Source organism: Massilia timonae, from assembly GCF_001866515.1.
Taxonomy (GTDB): Bacteria; Pseudomonadota; Gammaproteobacteria; order Burkholderiales; family Burkholderiaceae_D; genus Telluria; species Telluria timonae.
In genome coordinates this window covers 2,870,468-2,883,745 of record NZ_JRYB01000001.1, presented here as the reverse complement: position 1 = coordinate 2,883,745, position 13,278 = coordinate 2,870,468, and the positions used below count along the sequence as shown (strand labels likewise).

The following is a 13,278-nucleotide window of genomic DNA, read 5'->3' as shown; positions in this document are numbered from 1 at the left end:
TCAGGACGAATGCGTGCGGCGCTCGTTCAGCAGGGTCACGAAGCGGCGCGCCGCCAGGCCCATGGGACGGCTGTTCGCCCACACCACGTCGACGAACAACTTCATGATGTTGGTGAAATTGGCGGAAGGGATTTGCACCAGCTGACCATCCGCCAGCGGCGCACGCACGAAGCCGGCGGGCAACCAGGCCCAGCCCAGCCCCGCGGTTACCAGGCTCAGCGCGGCGACCGGATTGTCGGTCTTCCACTGCAGGCGCGACATGGCGATGCGCTTGTCGACCTGGTCGGCGTGGCGGCCGGCCATCACGATCTGGCGCTCGCCCAGCAGGTGCTGGTCGCGGATCGCGCCGGCCGGCACGCGCGCCAGCAAGGGGTGGTCAGGCGCCAGCACCGCCACCAGGGTTTCCTGGGCCACTTCCTGGAAACCTTCGCGCGGATCCATGCCGTAGCGCTCGAACACCAGCGCCAGGTCGGCGCGGCCATCCTGCAACATCGCCAGGGCATCGGCTTGCGCGGCGCTCAGCACATTCACTTCCAGCAAGGGAAACTCGTCGGACAGGGCCCGCAGCGCAGCGTGCCAGGGCGCGGCGGCCATCAACTCGGGCACCAGCACCAGGGTCAACGAAGGCTCGAGGTCCTGGCTCAGCGACAGCGCGTGCTGGTTCAGCAGCCGCAACTGCTCGACCAGCAGCCGCGCCTGCGGCAGCAAGGCCAGCGCGTGGTCGGTGGGACGCGGTTCGCGGCCGCTGCGGTCGAACAGTTCCAGGCCGAGTTCGGCTTCCAGGTTGGCGATGGACATGCTGATGGCCGAGGGGACGCGCCCGAGCGCGCGCGCGGCGGCCGAGAACGAGCCGCCATCGACGGCGGCGAGCAGGATGCGCAAATGGTCGAGATCGAAAGCCATCTATCAATCATACTGACAGCTGCTGACTTTTTCCATCATCCTGATTCACATAAGATGCGCTCCTTATCAGCGGCAACGTCTGCCGCATCCAGTCGAGGAGAGCATCATGGTGTGGTTGGTATTGTTTCTTGCAGGGTTGTTCGAGGTGTGCTGGGCGGTCGGCCTGAAGTACACGGAAGGATTCACCCGCCTGTGGCCCACGGTCGGCACCGTGGCGGCGATGGCGATCAGTTTCGGCCTGCTGTCGCAGGCGATGAAGACGCTGCCGCTGGGAACGGCCTATGCGATCTGGACCGGCATCGGCGCGGTCGGCACCGCCCTGGTGGGCATCGTCCTGTTCGGCGAGTCGGCCAACCCGGCGCGCATCGCCTGCATCGGCCTGATCGCGGCCGGCATCATCGGACTGAAGCTGGCGACGCCGGCCTGAAAAACGCCCGGCGATCCCGGACCACAATGGCAACCCGGCGGTATTACGCCAGCACAGGAACCGGCGCTGGCGGCACGCTGTGGGAGCGCTGGGATCGCCAGCTTTTGATAAAAATCAACGGTCAATCCGACAAAATTTTCCCTGGAGCCGGTTTTACGTACTATGCACCTTGATCTTGATGTTCCGAAATTTCGGGTGCTCATGTAGCGGAAAACATCCTGCCGCTGACCGCGCGAGATCGCTGTAACGGCCATGACAGGCGCCTGGCATAAGGTGCGCCGGCGCCCCACTCGATAACCATGCGCGACTTTCCATGATCGCAAAGCTCTGCTCTCTCAGCGAAATGCCAGCGGAGGCGCTACCGGCAAGCACGGCGCTTCCCAGCCATTACGAATTGGGCGCGCGCCTCGGCGCCGGGGGCTATGGCGAGGTGTACGAGGCCTGGGACAACAAGCTGCAGCGCAGCGTGGCGATCAAGCGCATCGAACGCGCCGCCCATGCCGCCGCCCACGCCGACCCGCTGCATGAAGCGCGCATGGCGGCGTCGCTGCACCACCCGTCTTTCGTCACCGTGTATGCCATCGAAGAGGATGCGTCCGGCGCGTCGATCGTGATGGAACTGGTGCAGGGCCGCACCATCGGGCAACTGGCCCAGAAAATTCGCATCGCCCGCGCCACGGCGCTCGACTGGATCGGCCAGATCGCCGCCGCCATGCAGGATGCCCACGCGGCAGGCCTGGTGCACGGCGACCTGAAGCCTTCCAACCTGATGATCGAGCCATCCGGGAAGGTGCGGATCCTCGACTTCGGCCTGGCCTCGCGCTGCGACCAGTTGGCCACCGGCGCGGTCGAATCGACCGGGCCGGTCGGGACCATCGCCTACATGGCGCCGGAACGCCTGCTCGGACACCGCGCAGATGCCCTGTGCGATATCTACGCCGTCGGCGTGCTGCTGTACGAACTGCTGGCCAGAACGCGCCCGCACAGCCACCTCAGCGGCCTGGCGCTGGCGGCCGCGCATATGCAGTCGAGCTCGGCCAGCTGGCACTATCCCGAGACCATCGATGCGCCGCTGGTGGCCCTGATCCGGGACATGACGGCGCAACAGCCGGCGCAGCGGCTGCCCGGCATGGCGCAGGTGGCGCAGCGGCTGGCCGGGATCGCGCCCCTGGACGCGCCGCATCCGCCGCCGTCGCCGCGCCGCCGCTGGCAGGGCCCGGTGGCGATGCTGTTGGCGCTCGTGCTGGCGGGCGGCATTGGGTGGCTCGGGACCGAATCCGCGGCGCGCGCGCCGGTCCGTTCGGCGGCGCCCGCGCCGGTCGATTCGCCCGCGCTCGCGATGCAGCGGGGGCTGGCGGCCCTGAAGCATTTCGACCGTCCCGGCAGCCTGGACGCGGCCGAGCGTCACTTCAGCGCGCTGCTGGCAGGCGACGGCGGCCATGCGGCGGCGGCGGCCGGCATGGCGCTGGTGCAGACGCTGCGCTACCGCGGCGACACCCAGGACGAGGTGTGGTTGCGCAAGGCCGACGCCAGCGCCCAGCAAGCCATGAAGCTGAACGATCAGCTGGCGCTGGCGCACATCGCCCGCGGCTGGGTGCTCGCCAGCCAGCGACAGCACGAGCGCGCCGGACAGGCCTTCGAGCGCGCGCTGCAGCTCGACCCGGCCGATTTCTTCGCCTGGTACGGCAAGGCCCAACTGCTGCGCCACGCCGGGCGCGACGCGCAGGCGTTCGAGACGCTGCGGCTGGCCCAGGCCCGCTTTCCGCGCGAGCGCGTGTTCTTCGACGAATTGGGCAGCCTGCTCTACGAGCGCGGCGATCATGCCGGCGCCGAGCGGGCCTTCCGCCGCAGCATCGCCCTGCAGCCCGACGCGGTCGCCGGCTATGCCAACCTGAATGCCGCCCTCCTGCGCCAGGGCCGCGCCGACGAGGCCCTGCGCGTGCTGCAGCAGGGATTGCAGGTGCGCCCGAGCGCCACCCTGTACGCCAACCTCGGCAACGCGCTGTTCCTGCGCGGCGACTACGTCGGCGCCGCCGCCGCCTTCGAGCATGCGGTGTCGCCGGTGCGCGGGGCGCCGGGCGAATACCTCAACTGGGCCAACCTGGCCGATACCCTGCTCTGGATTCCGGGACGCGAGGCCGAGGCCCGCCAGGCCTACGGCGAAGCGCGCCGCCTGCTCGCGCCCATCCTGCAGCGCGCGCCGCACGATGCGACCCTGGTCTCGCGCATGGGGTTGTACGCCGCCCGCAGCGGCGACCGGGACGCGGGCATGCAGCTGGCGGCGCGCGCTACAAAGCTCGCGCCCCGCAGCGCCGACGTGCAGTTCCGCGCCGGCCTGGTGCGTGAATTGCTGGGCGAGCGCGAGCTGGCGCTGGAATCGATCGCCAGCGCCCGGCGGCTGGGATATCCCGCCGCCTTCATCGACGCCGAACCCGACCTGCTGGCACTGCGGCGCGACCTGCGCTACCGCCATCCCTGAACTCTCCTTGCCCCAATCCTGTCCGTTTCTTCCACCAGAAAGGCGATACCATGAGCGAAATCAGTCAGCCAGTTCCGACCACCGACCACACCTTCCAGGTTTACTACAGCAAGGCGGACCGCCAGATCCGCTGGAAATTCGATGGCGCCGATGACATCGACACCTGCAAGGTGTACACCAGCGACAGCATCGCCTTCTCCATCCAGCCCGAGGCCGACGACAGCGGCGGCGCCGTGGTGCAATCGGTGTTGCTGTCCGGCTCCCAGTCCGACCAGACCAAGGGCGCGCCGTTCGAGGAAGGCGCGTTGATCGACCTGAGCCAGACAATGAAGCTCAAGGTCGGCACGTCGACCGGGCTGTGGGGATTCAGCATCGCGTTTACCGTGGCCCACGCGGACAGCACCACCTCGTTCTATTTCGTGCCCGATCCGGAGCTACAGGTCGGTTCGATTCGCGCCTGAACGCTCCAGCAGCCCCAGTTTGTTGAGCTGGCGGCGCAGCGGCGCGGCCAGTGTCTTGAGGGCCGCGGCGCAGCGCTCGACGTCGCCCTGCGCCCCCGCCCAGGCACGGCCGATCTCCCCGGCCTCGATGCCCTCGGCGCGCCGGATCAACGGGTGCCGGTCGAGCAGCTTGTACAGGCTGGGACGGGAGATGCCGAGCGATTCGGCGGTGCTGCGCAGGATCCAGCCGTGGCGCGACAGCGCCGCGACCAGTTCATCGTCGCTCAGCGCGGAGGGCTTGCGGCGCGCCGCGCGCGCCCCCGCGAGCTTGCCGGCATCGGCCGCGGGCGGCTCTTGCACCAGCTGGTCGAAGCGCGGCGTGACGCCGCTCCTGACCATCAGCGCGGCGCGCTGCAGGACGCGCGCCAGCTGGCGCACATTGCCCGGCCAGTCGTAGCACGCCAGTTCGGCCACCAGTGAACACGGCAGGTCCACGCGCCCATCGTCGGCCGGATACAGCTGCCGGATCAGCACGCCGATGTCCTCGCGCCGGCTGCGCAGCGGCGCCAACTGGATGACCACGCCTTCCAGACGGCGCAGCAAGGCCTGGTTGAAGTGCGAGCCGTCCAGGCGCTGGTCGGTCGCCGCCAGGATGCGCGCGGTCGAGCGCAGCTCTTGCGCCGATCCCAGCGGCCGATAGTCGCCGCCCTCCAGCACCCGCAGCAGCATCGGCTGGACACAGGCGGGGGCGTTGCCGATTTCATCGAGGAACAGGGTCGCCCCGTTGGCTTCGCCGAACAGCCCCTTGCGCTCGCCCTGGGCGCCGGTGTAGGCGCCCTTGACCGCGCCGAACAGTTCAGCCGCGGCCAGCGACTCGTTCAGGGCCGCCATATTGACCGTCACCAGCCTGGCGTCGGCGCGTGCGCCGAGCGCATGAATGGCGCGCGCCACCACTTCCTTGCCGGTCCCGGTTTCCCCCAGCAACAGCACCGGCAGATCGCTGCGGGCCACCATGCGGATCTGGTCGCGCAGCATGACGGCGGCGCTGCCGACGCCGTGCAGGCCGCGCACCTCGTTCGCTTTCGGCAGCACCGTACTCCAGTGCAGGCACAGCAGCACGGTCCGCCCCAGCGCGATCACCTGGCCGCGTTCGAGGTCGGCGTGGTCCAGCGCCACGCCGGCGCCGATCTCGCGGCCATTCAATTCGGTGGTCATGCGGCTCAGCGGCGCCTGCAGCGAGACGCCGTCGCCGACGCGCACGATGCGCAGCGGCTCGCGCGAGATGGCGCCATGCCCGAGCGGCAGGCCTGCGGCGCCGGGACGGCTGAACAGCGGCGCGTAGCGGCTCAGTTCCAGCACGCCGCCGGGCGCGCTGGCGATGCACTGCTCGCCGATGCGGGCGGCGTCCGGATGCCAGAGGATGGTCAGGGTCAGTAAACGGCTGGCGGCGCCGTCCGCGTGCATCAACGGCGCGGTCAGCGTACGGGCGTCATTGAGGTCATGCATGCGCGATCCTCACAGCGGCCATGTCCGGGTCCCTGGCAATGTATATGTCGTGGAAACAGGAAGTCAATTTTACACTCCCTTGACAATCCCGAAAGCGGTAAACCAGCCACATAACGCCCTGTTCGCATGCGCCGCGCATGAAATCGCCTCTTCATGCGCGCGACAGCCTTGCGTGCGGCGCTGGCACACCCCTTGCGATAGATGGCCTGCGGACCGCGCTGGCGGCCGCACCGGCCGGCAGCTTGACGCCGGTCCATTCCAACCACTGGGGAACATACGAAGTCCTCGCAACTTTCTGGAGAACGATCATGGCTGTCAATCAAGCAAGCATCATGTGGCAAAAATTCGTCCAGGGACTGAACTCGTCTAGCGCCGGGGCCGGCCTCGACCCGAAAACCTTGATGCCCACCGGCGGGCTCACCAACGCCGACTGGCAGTACATGGACGTGACCGGCCTGCCGGCTGCCGCCGGCACCCCGCCGGTGCCGGGCAGCACCGTGGTAAGCGGGCTGGAGAACTGGGCCAACGTCATGCCGGCATGGTCGCCGTCGTACGCGCCGTCGTCGATGAATTTCTACGACCAGTACAAGGCCTTCCTGTTCGCCATCGCCCTCAAGGGCGGGAATCCGGCCCTGCAGCAGATCGCCGACGGCTATGGGGCCAAGGTCATCGCTGCCCAGAAGGCGCTGTCGACGACGACCACCAATTGCATGACCGCCTGGGTCGCCTTCAACACGGCCCAGTCCAGCCTGCCGCCGTCGGCCCAGTCCACCTATACCCAGTGGTATCAGCAGAACGGCTGGAACCAGGTGATCACCAGTGCCCAGAACGCGGTCTCCGCCCAGGTTACCCTGTACAACCAGGCCCTGGAGCAGGTCGGCGGCCCGGACTACCAGACCATTTCCGGCGCCCAGGCCAAGGTGGTGCTGAGCCCCGCGGCGGGCAACGGCATCGCCGATCCATCCGGCAACCTGCAGCCGGCGTACGTCATCACGCCCGGCCTCAACGACTGGTACGTGAGCGCACTCCAGACGCTGGCCAGCAGCGCGCCGCCGCAGATCTCGATGACCATCAAGCTCGACGATTCCAACAGCAGCAACCTGGTGGTCAGCAGCTTCCTGGACGTCTCGGCGTCCGGCACCTACGACGCATTCTTCTGGGGCGGTTCGGCCTCGACCTCGTATTCGCAATCGAGCGACGCCCAGGATTACACGAGCCTGGTCCAGGGCATGACCATGACCTATACCGCGCAGGCTGCCCAGCTGTTTTCGATCGTCCCCGGGGCCTGGTTCGATTCGAGCATCGTGGCCGACTTCTACGACCAGGTTTCGCCGACCTCGGCCCTGGCCAACAAGCAGCTGTTCGGCCCCGATGGCATCCTGAACCTGCGCGCCGGCAAGCTGCTGGTGGTGCTCAAGCCCTCGGTGACCCTGACGTCGGACACCCAGAGCATCCAGGCGCTGTTCTCGAAGATGTCGCAGAACAGCGCGAGCAGCATTTCCATCGGCGGCTTCTGCTGGAGCGCCCAGGCCAATATGTCGCAAGGCGCCAGCAGCTTCAGCCAGGATGTGACGATGTCCTCCGACAAGACCTCGATCACCATCACCGACAACACCAACTCGCCCAAGGTCATCGCCGTGGTGCCGATCACCATGGGTAAAAGCGCCTGAGCACGCCATCGGCCACGGCGCTTCCTTCAACCCCTTCGCTCTTCAGGCATTATGGAGATAACATGCCTCTTTACATGACCCAGAAAACCAGTTCCGGCAGGCTGCCGGCAATCACCTACTACCGGCGCCAGACCCAGCCGCACGTGTCGCACGTCGAGAGCGGCGCCTTCACCCAGGCGGCCCAGGTGGCTTATGCGACCACCAACCGGGTGCCCGTCGGGGACGTGGAACTGGGGGCCTACAAGTCCGGCCAGGGCGTTCCCACCGGCGGGAACGTCGAGCAGATCTAGGAAGCAGCGCTGCCGGAGGACGCCCGGGGATTTCTGCTCGCAGAAGTCTCCCGGCGCCTCCGGCACCACGGGACGGTCGGCCATGACTGGCCTGGCTCGACGTCCCGCCGCCGGCATCACACCTGCATGTTCATGATGTCGTGATAGGCCGACACCAGTTTATTACGCACCTGCACCGTCGCCTGGAAGGCGATGCTCGATTTCTGCATCGCGACCATGGTGTCCGACAGGCTGACCGTGTCGTCGCCCATGGTGAAGCGCCGGCTCAGCGCCTGCGCCTCGGCCGAGCGGTTGCTCACGCCCTGCAAGGAATTGTGCAAGGCTTCCGCGAAGTCGAGCTTGACCGCGGACTTGCCGCCCACCGCGCTGGCATTGCCGAGCCCACCAGGGGCGACCGGGCCCGCCGACTCCGGCTTGGTGGCCGCCGCCTTCAACTGCTCCATCATGGCCTGGATGCGGCTGCTGTCGATGCCGCCGATACCGCCAATACTCATGTTACCCTCCTGCATGTTATTGCCTTGTAGAATCACCTACAAATGCACTCAGGAAAGCAGAATAGCAGCGCGGGCGCCCATTTCACGTACGAGTTAAAGCGGTAAACGCCCCCTATTTCGGGGTTTGAATGTTGCCCCAGGGCTCCATAATGCTGCCTGTCCCCACCCATTCACCTGAATCCATCGAACATGGCAGCAACTGCGGAAGACCTTCTCGACACCACCCAGGGCCAGCCCCCGGCTGCGCCCCCGTCGTTTTTCCAGACGACCATGGGCAAGCGCGTCGCCATCGGCGGCGGCATCGCGCTGATCCTGGCGCTGATGATCGCTGTCTGGATGTGGAGCCAGGCGCCCGAGTATCGCGTGCTGTTCTCCAATTACAGCGACCGCGACGGTGGCGCCATCACCGCCTCGCTCGACCAGATGGGGGTGCAGTACAAGTTTTCCGAAGGCGGCAGCGCGATCCTGGTGCCGGCCGAGCAGATCCACGACCTGCGCCTGAAGCTGGCCGCGCAAGGCCTGCCGAAGGGCGGCAATGTCGGCTTCGAGCTGATGGAAAACCAGAAGCTGGGCGTGTCCCAGTTCCTGGAACAGGTCAATTACCAGCGCTCGCTCGAAGGCGAGCTGGCGCGTTCGATCCAGTCGCTGGGCTCGGTGAGCGCCGCGCGCGTCCACCTGGCGCTGCCGAAGCCGTCCGTGTTCGTGCGCGACCAGCAAAAGCCGACCGCCTCGGTGCTGCTCAACCTGCAGCCGGGCCGCGCCCTGGACCAGGGCCAGGTCAGCGCCATCTCGCACCTGGTCGCGTCCAGCGTGCCTGAACTGACCATCGGCAACGTGACCGTGGTCGACCAGAACGGCACCCTGCTGTCCGAGCAGGCCAACAAGGGCGCGGGCGGCAAGACCCTGGACCCGACCCAGCTGAAATACGTCGACCAGGTCCAGCAGAACATCATCAAGCAGGTCGAATCGATCATCAAGCCGCTGGTCGGCGAGGGCAATGTGCGCGCCGAAGCGACCGCCGAGGTGGACTTCGCCCAGGTCGATACCGCGGCCGAGATGTACAAGCCGAACTCGCCGCCCGAGCCGCAGGCCATCCGCAGCCAGCAGACCTCGGAAACGCAAGGCGCCGGCGCCGGCCCGTCGGGCATCCCGGGCGCGCTGTCGAACCAGCCGCCGGGCGTGAACACCGCGCCGATCGACGGCGAGCCGCCGGCCGAAGCGCCTGCCGCGACGGGCCCGAGCACCAAGAATTCAACCACCAATTTCGAAGTCGACAAGACCATCCGCTACGAACAGCGTCCGATGGGCGGCATCAAGCGCCTGACGGTCGGCGTGGTGGTGAACTACCGCCGCATCGTCGACCCGGCCACCGGCAAGGTCACCGTGCGTCCGCTCGCGGCCAACGAAGTGGCCCAGATCAATGAGCTGGTCAAGCAGGCGATGGGGTACAGCCAGGCCCGCGGCGACACCCTGAACGTGACCAACGCACCGTTCGACGGTGTGGACAAGCCGGCCGATCCGGTGGTAGAACCGGACTGGTGGCGTGACCCGGCGAATATGCCGCTGTTCAAGGACCTGGCCCGCTACGCTTTCGTGTTCGCCGTGATCGCCTTCCTGTACTACCGCTTCCTGCGACCGCTGCTGCGTCCGGCGATCAAGAAGTTCGACGAAGCCACCGCCATCCCGGAAGAGCCGAAGGAAGACGAGAAGGCCGAAGGCGAGGAAGGCGAAGAGGAGGCCGAGGAAGACGAGGAAGACCTCGAGGAAGAAGAGAAGATTCGCCGGGACATGGGTTACCGCGCCAACCTGAAATTGGCGAAAGACCTGGCAAACGAAGATCCGCGCATCGTCGCAAACGTCATCAAGGCATGGTTGGGTTCAAATGAGTGATAAAGACAAGGACGGCACGAACAAGGCGGCAATCCTGATGCTGGCCCTGGGTGAAGCCGAAGCGGCCGAGGTGATGAAGTTCCTCGGCCCGCGCGAAGTGCTCAAGCTGGGCGCGGCGATGGCGCAGATGAAGGCGGTGCAGCACGGCCAGGTGGTCACGGTGCTCGAAGAGTTCGTCGAAGAGACCAATCTGCACTCGACCGTCGGCCTCGATTCGGACGAGTACATCCGCCAGGTGCTGACCAAGGCGCTGGGCGACGACAAGGCCGCAGTCTTGCTGAACCGCATTCTCGGCGGCAAGGACGCATCCGGCATCGAAAGCCTGAAGTGGATGGACTCGGTCTCGGTGGCCGAGCTGATCCGTAACGAGCACCCGCAGATCATCGCCACCATCCTGGTCCACCTCGAGCGCGACCAGGCCTGCGAAATTCTGGCAAACTTTACCGAACGACTGCGCAACGACGTCGTGCTGCGCATCGCCACGCTGGACGGCGTGCAGCCGGCCGCCCTGCGCGAGCTGAACGACGTGCTGACCAAGCTGTTGTCGGGTAATGAACACATCAAGAAGTCCTCGCTGGGCGGCGTGCGCACCGCGGCCGAGATCCTGAACTTCATGAGCGGCGAGCAAGAGCAAGCCGTGATGGACAATATCAAGAACTACGACAACGACATGGCGCAGAAGATCATGGACGAGATGTTCGTGTTCGACAACATCATCGACATCGACGACCGCGGCATCCAGTTGCTGTTGCGTGAAGTGCAGTCCGAGATGCTGATCATCGCGCTCAAGGGCGCCTCGCAGGACCTGCGCGAGAAGATCTTCAAGAATATGTCGCAGCGTGCCAGCGAGATGATGCGCGAAGACCTGGAATCGAAGGGTCCGGTGCGCCTGTCCGAAGTAGAATCGCAGCAGAAGCAGATCCTGCAGATCGTGCGCCGCCTGGCGGACGAAGGTCAGATCGTGCTGGGCGGAAAAGGTGAGGATTCGTTCGTCTGATGGCAATACCGAAAGAACAGCAGAGCGCCTACCAGCGCTGGGAAATGGCGTCGTTCGGCGACGACCGTCCCAGCACGCTCGCACGCCGCGCGGCCGAGGCCGCGGCGGCGTCGAGCGCCTCCCCTTCTGCTGACGCCACGTCCGCCCTGCCGCCGGGATTCAATCTGCCGAGCGTCGAAGAACTGGAAGCGATGCGCGAAGCGGCGCGCCAGGAAGGCTTCGCGCAAGGGCTGGAAGAAGGCCGCGCCCAGGGCCATCACGAGGGCCGCGCACAAGGTTACGCCGAAGGCGCCGAGGCTGGCCAGCGCGAAGCCGCGGCCGAGCTGGAGCAGCTGCGCCAGGTGGCCGCCAGCTTCGGCGACGCCATCGCCCAGGCCAACGAGACCATCTCCCGCGACGTATTGGAACTGGCCCTGCGCCTGGCGCGCGGCATGGTGCGCACCGGTTTCGACGTGCGTCCCGAACTGATCCTGTCGGTGGTGCGCGACGCCATCGACCAGCTGCCCGTGCTGCAACAGCCGGCCGTGCTCACCCTGAACCCGCTGGATGCCGAACTGGTGCGCCATGGCATGGCCGAAGAATTGAGCAAGGGCGGCTGGCGCATCGTCGAGAACGGTTCAATCGCGCGCGGCGGCTGCAAGGTCGAGACCGCCACTAACCAGATCGACGCCCAAGCCGCGGCCCGCTGGAACCGCCTGACCCACGCGCTGGGCGCCAACGTCGAATGGCTGGGCGACTGATGGACGACCACCAGCACCACCAGGAAGGCACGGGCAGCGGCGACCCGCACACCGGGCGCTGGAAATCCTATCTGCGCGACTGCGACACCCTGGTCAGCTTCGCCGATCCGCTGCAAGTGTCGGGCCGCGTCACGCGCGTGGCCGGGCTGGTGATGGAATGCGTCGGCCTGCGCCTCGCGGTCGGCGCCGCCGCCACGATCCCCACCGCCAGCGGCTTCATCGAGGCCGAAGTGGTCGGCTTCGAGGGCGAACGCCTGTTCCTGATGCCGCAAAGCGATACCGAAGGCGTGGTGCCCGGTTCGCGCGTCTTCCCGGTCGAGAGCGTGCTGCCGCCGCCGGGCACCGTGCCGCACGGGCGCCGGCGTCCGCAAGACCGCGCGCGCCACCTGCCGGTCGGCATGCAGCTGCTGGGCCGCGTGGTCGATGGCGCCGGCCGCCCGCTCGACGGCCTCGGCCCGCTCGGCACGAGCGAGGTGGGGCCGCTCAATGCGCGGCCGGTCAATCCCCTCGACCGCGCGCCGATCAAGGACACGCTCGACGTCGGCGTGCGCGCCATCAATGCGATGCTGACCGTGGGCCGCGGCCAGCGCCTGGGCCTGTTCGCGGGCACCGGCGTCGGCAAATCGGTGCTGCTTGGGATGATCGCCCGGTATACCGAAGCCGACGTCATCGTGGTCGGACTCATCGGCGAACGCGGCCGCGAGGTCAAGGAATTCATCGACCAGATCCTGGGCCCTGAAGGCCGCGCCCGCTCGGCCGTCGTGGCGGCCCCGGCCGACTCGCCGCCGCTGCTGCGCCTGCAGGGGGCGGCCTACGCCACGGCGATCGCCGAGCATTTCCGCGACCAGGGCAAGAACGTGATGCTGATCATGGATTCGCTGACCCGCTATGCGATGGCGCAGCGCGAGATCGCGCTGGCGATCGGCGAGCCGCCGGCCACCAAGGGTTATCCCCCATCGGTGTTTGCAAAACTGCCGGTGCTGGTGGAACGGGCCGGCAACGGCCTGGAGGGCGGCGGCTCGATCACGGCCTTCTATACCGTGCTGTCCGAGGGCGATGACCAGCAGGATCCGATCGCCGATGCGGCGCGCGGTATTCTCGACGGCCACATCGTGCTCAACCGCCACCTGGCCGAGGCCGGGCATTATCCGGCGATCGATATCGAGCAGTCGATTTCGCGGGCGATGCACTCGATCACGACCCACGAACACCAGCTGGCGGCGCGCAAGCTCAAACAATTGTATTCGCGCTATCAACGCTCGCGCGACCTGATCAATGTCGGCGCCTATGCCGCCGGCAGCGATCCGGTGCTCGACCAGGCCATCGCGAAGCATGGGGCCATCGAAGAATTCCTGTGCCAGGAAATTCACGACAACGCCACGCTTCCCCAGAGCTTGGGGCAACTTTCCTCGCTATTCAACTGATCGGCGAGAATTGCTCAG

Annotated in this window: 12 protein-coding genes; 9 read left to right on the top strand and 3 right to left on the bottom strand. The window is 66.9% G+C overall.

The window, feature by feature from the left end:
- Positions 1-903, bottom strand: coding sequence for a LysR family transcriptional regulator (locus tag LO55_RS12415; RefSeq protein WP_071361673.1), 903 nt, complete (start codon positions 901-903; stop codon positions 1-3).
- 106 nt (positions 904-1,009) lie between these two features.
- Between LO55_RS12415 and sugE the strand changes: the two genes are divergently transcribed.
- The 3 genes from sugE (at position 1,010) to LO55_RS12400 (ending at position 4,270) form a co-directional block, all read left to right on the top strand.
- Complete coding sequence (sugE, locus tag LO55_RS12410) at positions 1,010-1,330, top strand: quaternary ammonium compound efflux SMR transporter SugE (protein WP_071361672.1); 321 nt, start codon at positions 1,010-1,012, stop codon at positions 1,328-1,330.
- Between the two features lie 394 nt (positions 1,331-1,724).
- Positions 1,725-3,809, top strand: coding sequence for a serine/threonine-protein kinase (locus tag LO55_RS12405; protein ID WP_071361671.1), 2,085 nt, complete (start codon positions 1,725-1,727; stop codon positions 3,807-3,809).
- 50 nt (positions 3,810-3,859) lie between these two features.
- The gene (locus LO55_RS12400) at positions 3,860-4,270 is read left to right on the top strand and encodes a hypothetical protein (RefSeq protein WP_005665884.1); all 411 of its coding nucleotides are present in this window, start codon (positions 3,860-3,862) and stop codon (positions 4,268-4,270) included.
- On the opposite strand, the gene LO55_RS12395 is transcribed toward LO55_RS12400, so the two are convergent.
- Complete coding sequence (locus LO55_RS12395) at positions 4,244-5,755, bottom strand: sigma 54-interacting transcriptional regulator (protein WP_071361670.1); 1,512 nt, start codon at positions 5,753-5,755, stop codon at positions 4,244-4,246. The two genes, LO55_RS12400 and LO55_RS12395, sit on opposite strands and share 27 nt — an antisense overlap.
- Positions 5,756-6,063: 308 nt before the next feature.
- Between LO55_RS12395 and LO55_RS12390 the strand changes: the two genes are divergently transcribed.
- Both LO55_RS12390 and LO55_RS12385 read left to right on the top strand, forming a co-directional pair.
- Positions 6,064-7,425, top strand: coding sequence for a hypothetical protein (locus LO55_RS12390; protein WP_143054511.1), 1,362 nt, complete (start codon positions 6,064-6,066; stop codon positions 7,423-7,425).
- A 62-nt stretch (positions 7,426-7,487) separates the two neighbouring features.
- The gene (locus LO55_RS12385; protein ID WP_005665881.1) at positions 7,488-7,715 is read left to right on the top strand and encodes a hypothetical protein; all 228 of its coding nucleotides are present in this window, start codon (positions 7,488-7,490) and stop codon (positions 7,713-7,715) included.
- Between the two features lie 116 nt (positions 7,716-7,831).
- Here the strand turns inward: LO55_RS12385 and fliE are convergent, their stop codons facing one another.
- On the bottom strand, positions 7,832-8,209 hold the full coding sequence (fliE, locus tag LO55_RS12380) for a flagellar hook-basal body complex protein FliE (RefSeq protein ID WP_005665880.1): 378 nt from the start codon (positions 8,207-8,209) through the stop codon (positions 7,832-7,834).
- A gap of 189 nt (positions 8,210-8,398) precedes the next feature.
- On the opposite strand from fliE, the gene fliF reads away from it, so the two are divergent.
- Genes fliF through fliI form a run of 4 tightly spaced genes read left to right on the top strand, consistent with a single transcriptional unit; the run spans position 8,399 to position 13,260 of the window.
- Entirely contained in the window at positions 8,399-10,099 is a 1,701-nt protein-coding gene (gene fliF / locus LO55_RS12375) for a flagellar basal-body MS-ring/collar protein FliF (RefSeq protein WP_071361668.1), read from the top strand.
- A complete protein-coding gene (fliG, locus tag LO55_RS12370; RefSeq protein ID WP_005665878.1) occupies positions 10,092-11,096 on the top strand; it encodes a flagellar motor switch protein FliG in 1,005 nt (334 codons plus the stop codon). The genes fliF and fliG overlap by 8 nt, the downstream gene beginning before the upstream one ends.
- Positions 11,096-11,836, top strand: coding sequence for a flagellar assembly protein FliH (locus LO55_RS12365; protein WP_071361667.1), 741 nt, complete (start codon positions 11,096-11,098; stop codon positions 11,834-11,836). The genes fliG and LO55_RS12365 overlap by 1 nt, the downstream gene beginning before the upstream one ends.
- Positions 11,836-13,260 (top strand): flagellar protein export ATPase FliI, encoded by a 1,425-nt coding sequence (fliI, locus tag LO55_RS12360; protein WP_005665876.1) that lies wholly within the window; start codon positions 11,836-11,838, stop codon positions 13,258-13,260. Before LO55_RS12365 ends, fliI begins: the two co-directional genes overlap by 1 nt.
- Positions 13,261-13,278: the final 18 nt, after the last annotated feature.

Bases quoted from the DNA above. Each gene is read 5' to 3' on its own strand.
- LO55_RS12385 (WP_005665881.1), top strand. From the start codon at position 7,488: ATGCCTCTTTACATGACCCAGAAAACCAGTTCCGGCAGGCTGCCGGCA.
- fliE (WP_005665880.1), bottom strand. From the start codon at position 8,209: ATGAGTATTGGCGGTATCGGCGGCATCGACAGCAGCCGCATCCAGGCC.
- LO55_RS12400 (WP_005665884.1), top strand. From the start codon at position 3,860: ATGAGCGAAATCAGTCAGCCAGTTCCGACCACCGACCACACCTTCCAG.
- fliG (WP_005665878.1), top strand. From the start codon at position 10,092: ATGAGTGATAAAGACAAGGACGGCACGAACAAGGCGGCAATCCTGATG.
- LO55_RS12395 (WP_071361670.1), bottom strand. From the start codon at position 5,755: ATGCATGACCTCAATGACGCCCGTACGCTGACCGCGCCGTTGATGCAC.
- LO55_RS12390 (WP_143054511.1), top strand. From the start codon at position 6,064: ATGGCTGTCAATCAAGCAAGCATCATGTGGCAAAAATTCGTCCAGGGA.
- fliF (WP_071361668.1), top strand. From the start codon at position 8,399: ATGGCAGCAACTGCGGAAGACCTTCTCGACACCACCCAGGGCCAGCCC.
- fliI (WP_005665876.1), top strand. From the start codon at position 11,836: ATGGACGACCACCAGCACCACCAGGAAGGCACGGGCAGCGGCGACCCG.
- sugE (WP_071361672.1), top strand. From the start codon at position 1,010: ATGGTGTGGTTGGTATTGTTTCTTGCAGGGTTGTTCGAGGTGTGCTGG.
- LO55_RS12365 (WP_071361667.1), top strand. From the start codon at position 11,096: ATGGCAATACCGAAAGAACAGCAGAGCGCCTACCAGCGCTGGGAAATG.
- LO55_RS12415 (WP_071361673.1), bottom strand. From the start codon at position 903: ATGGCTTTCGATCTCGACCATTTGCGCATCCTGCTCGCCGCCGTCGAT.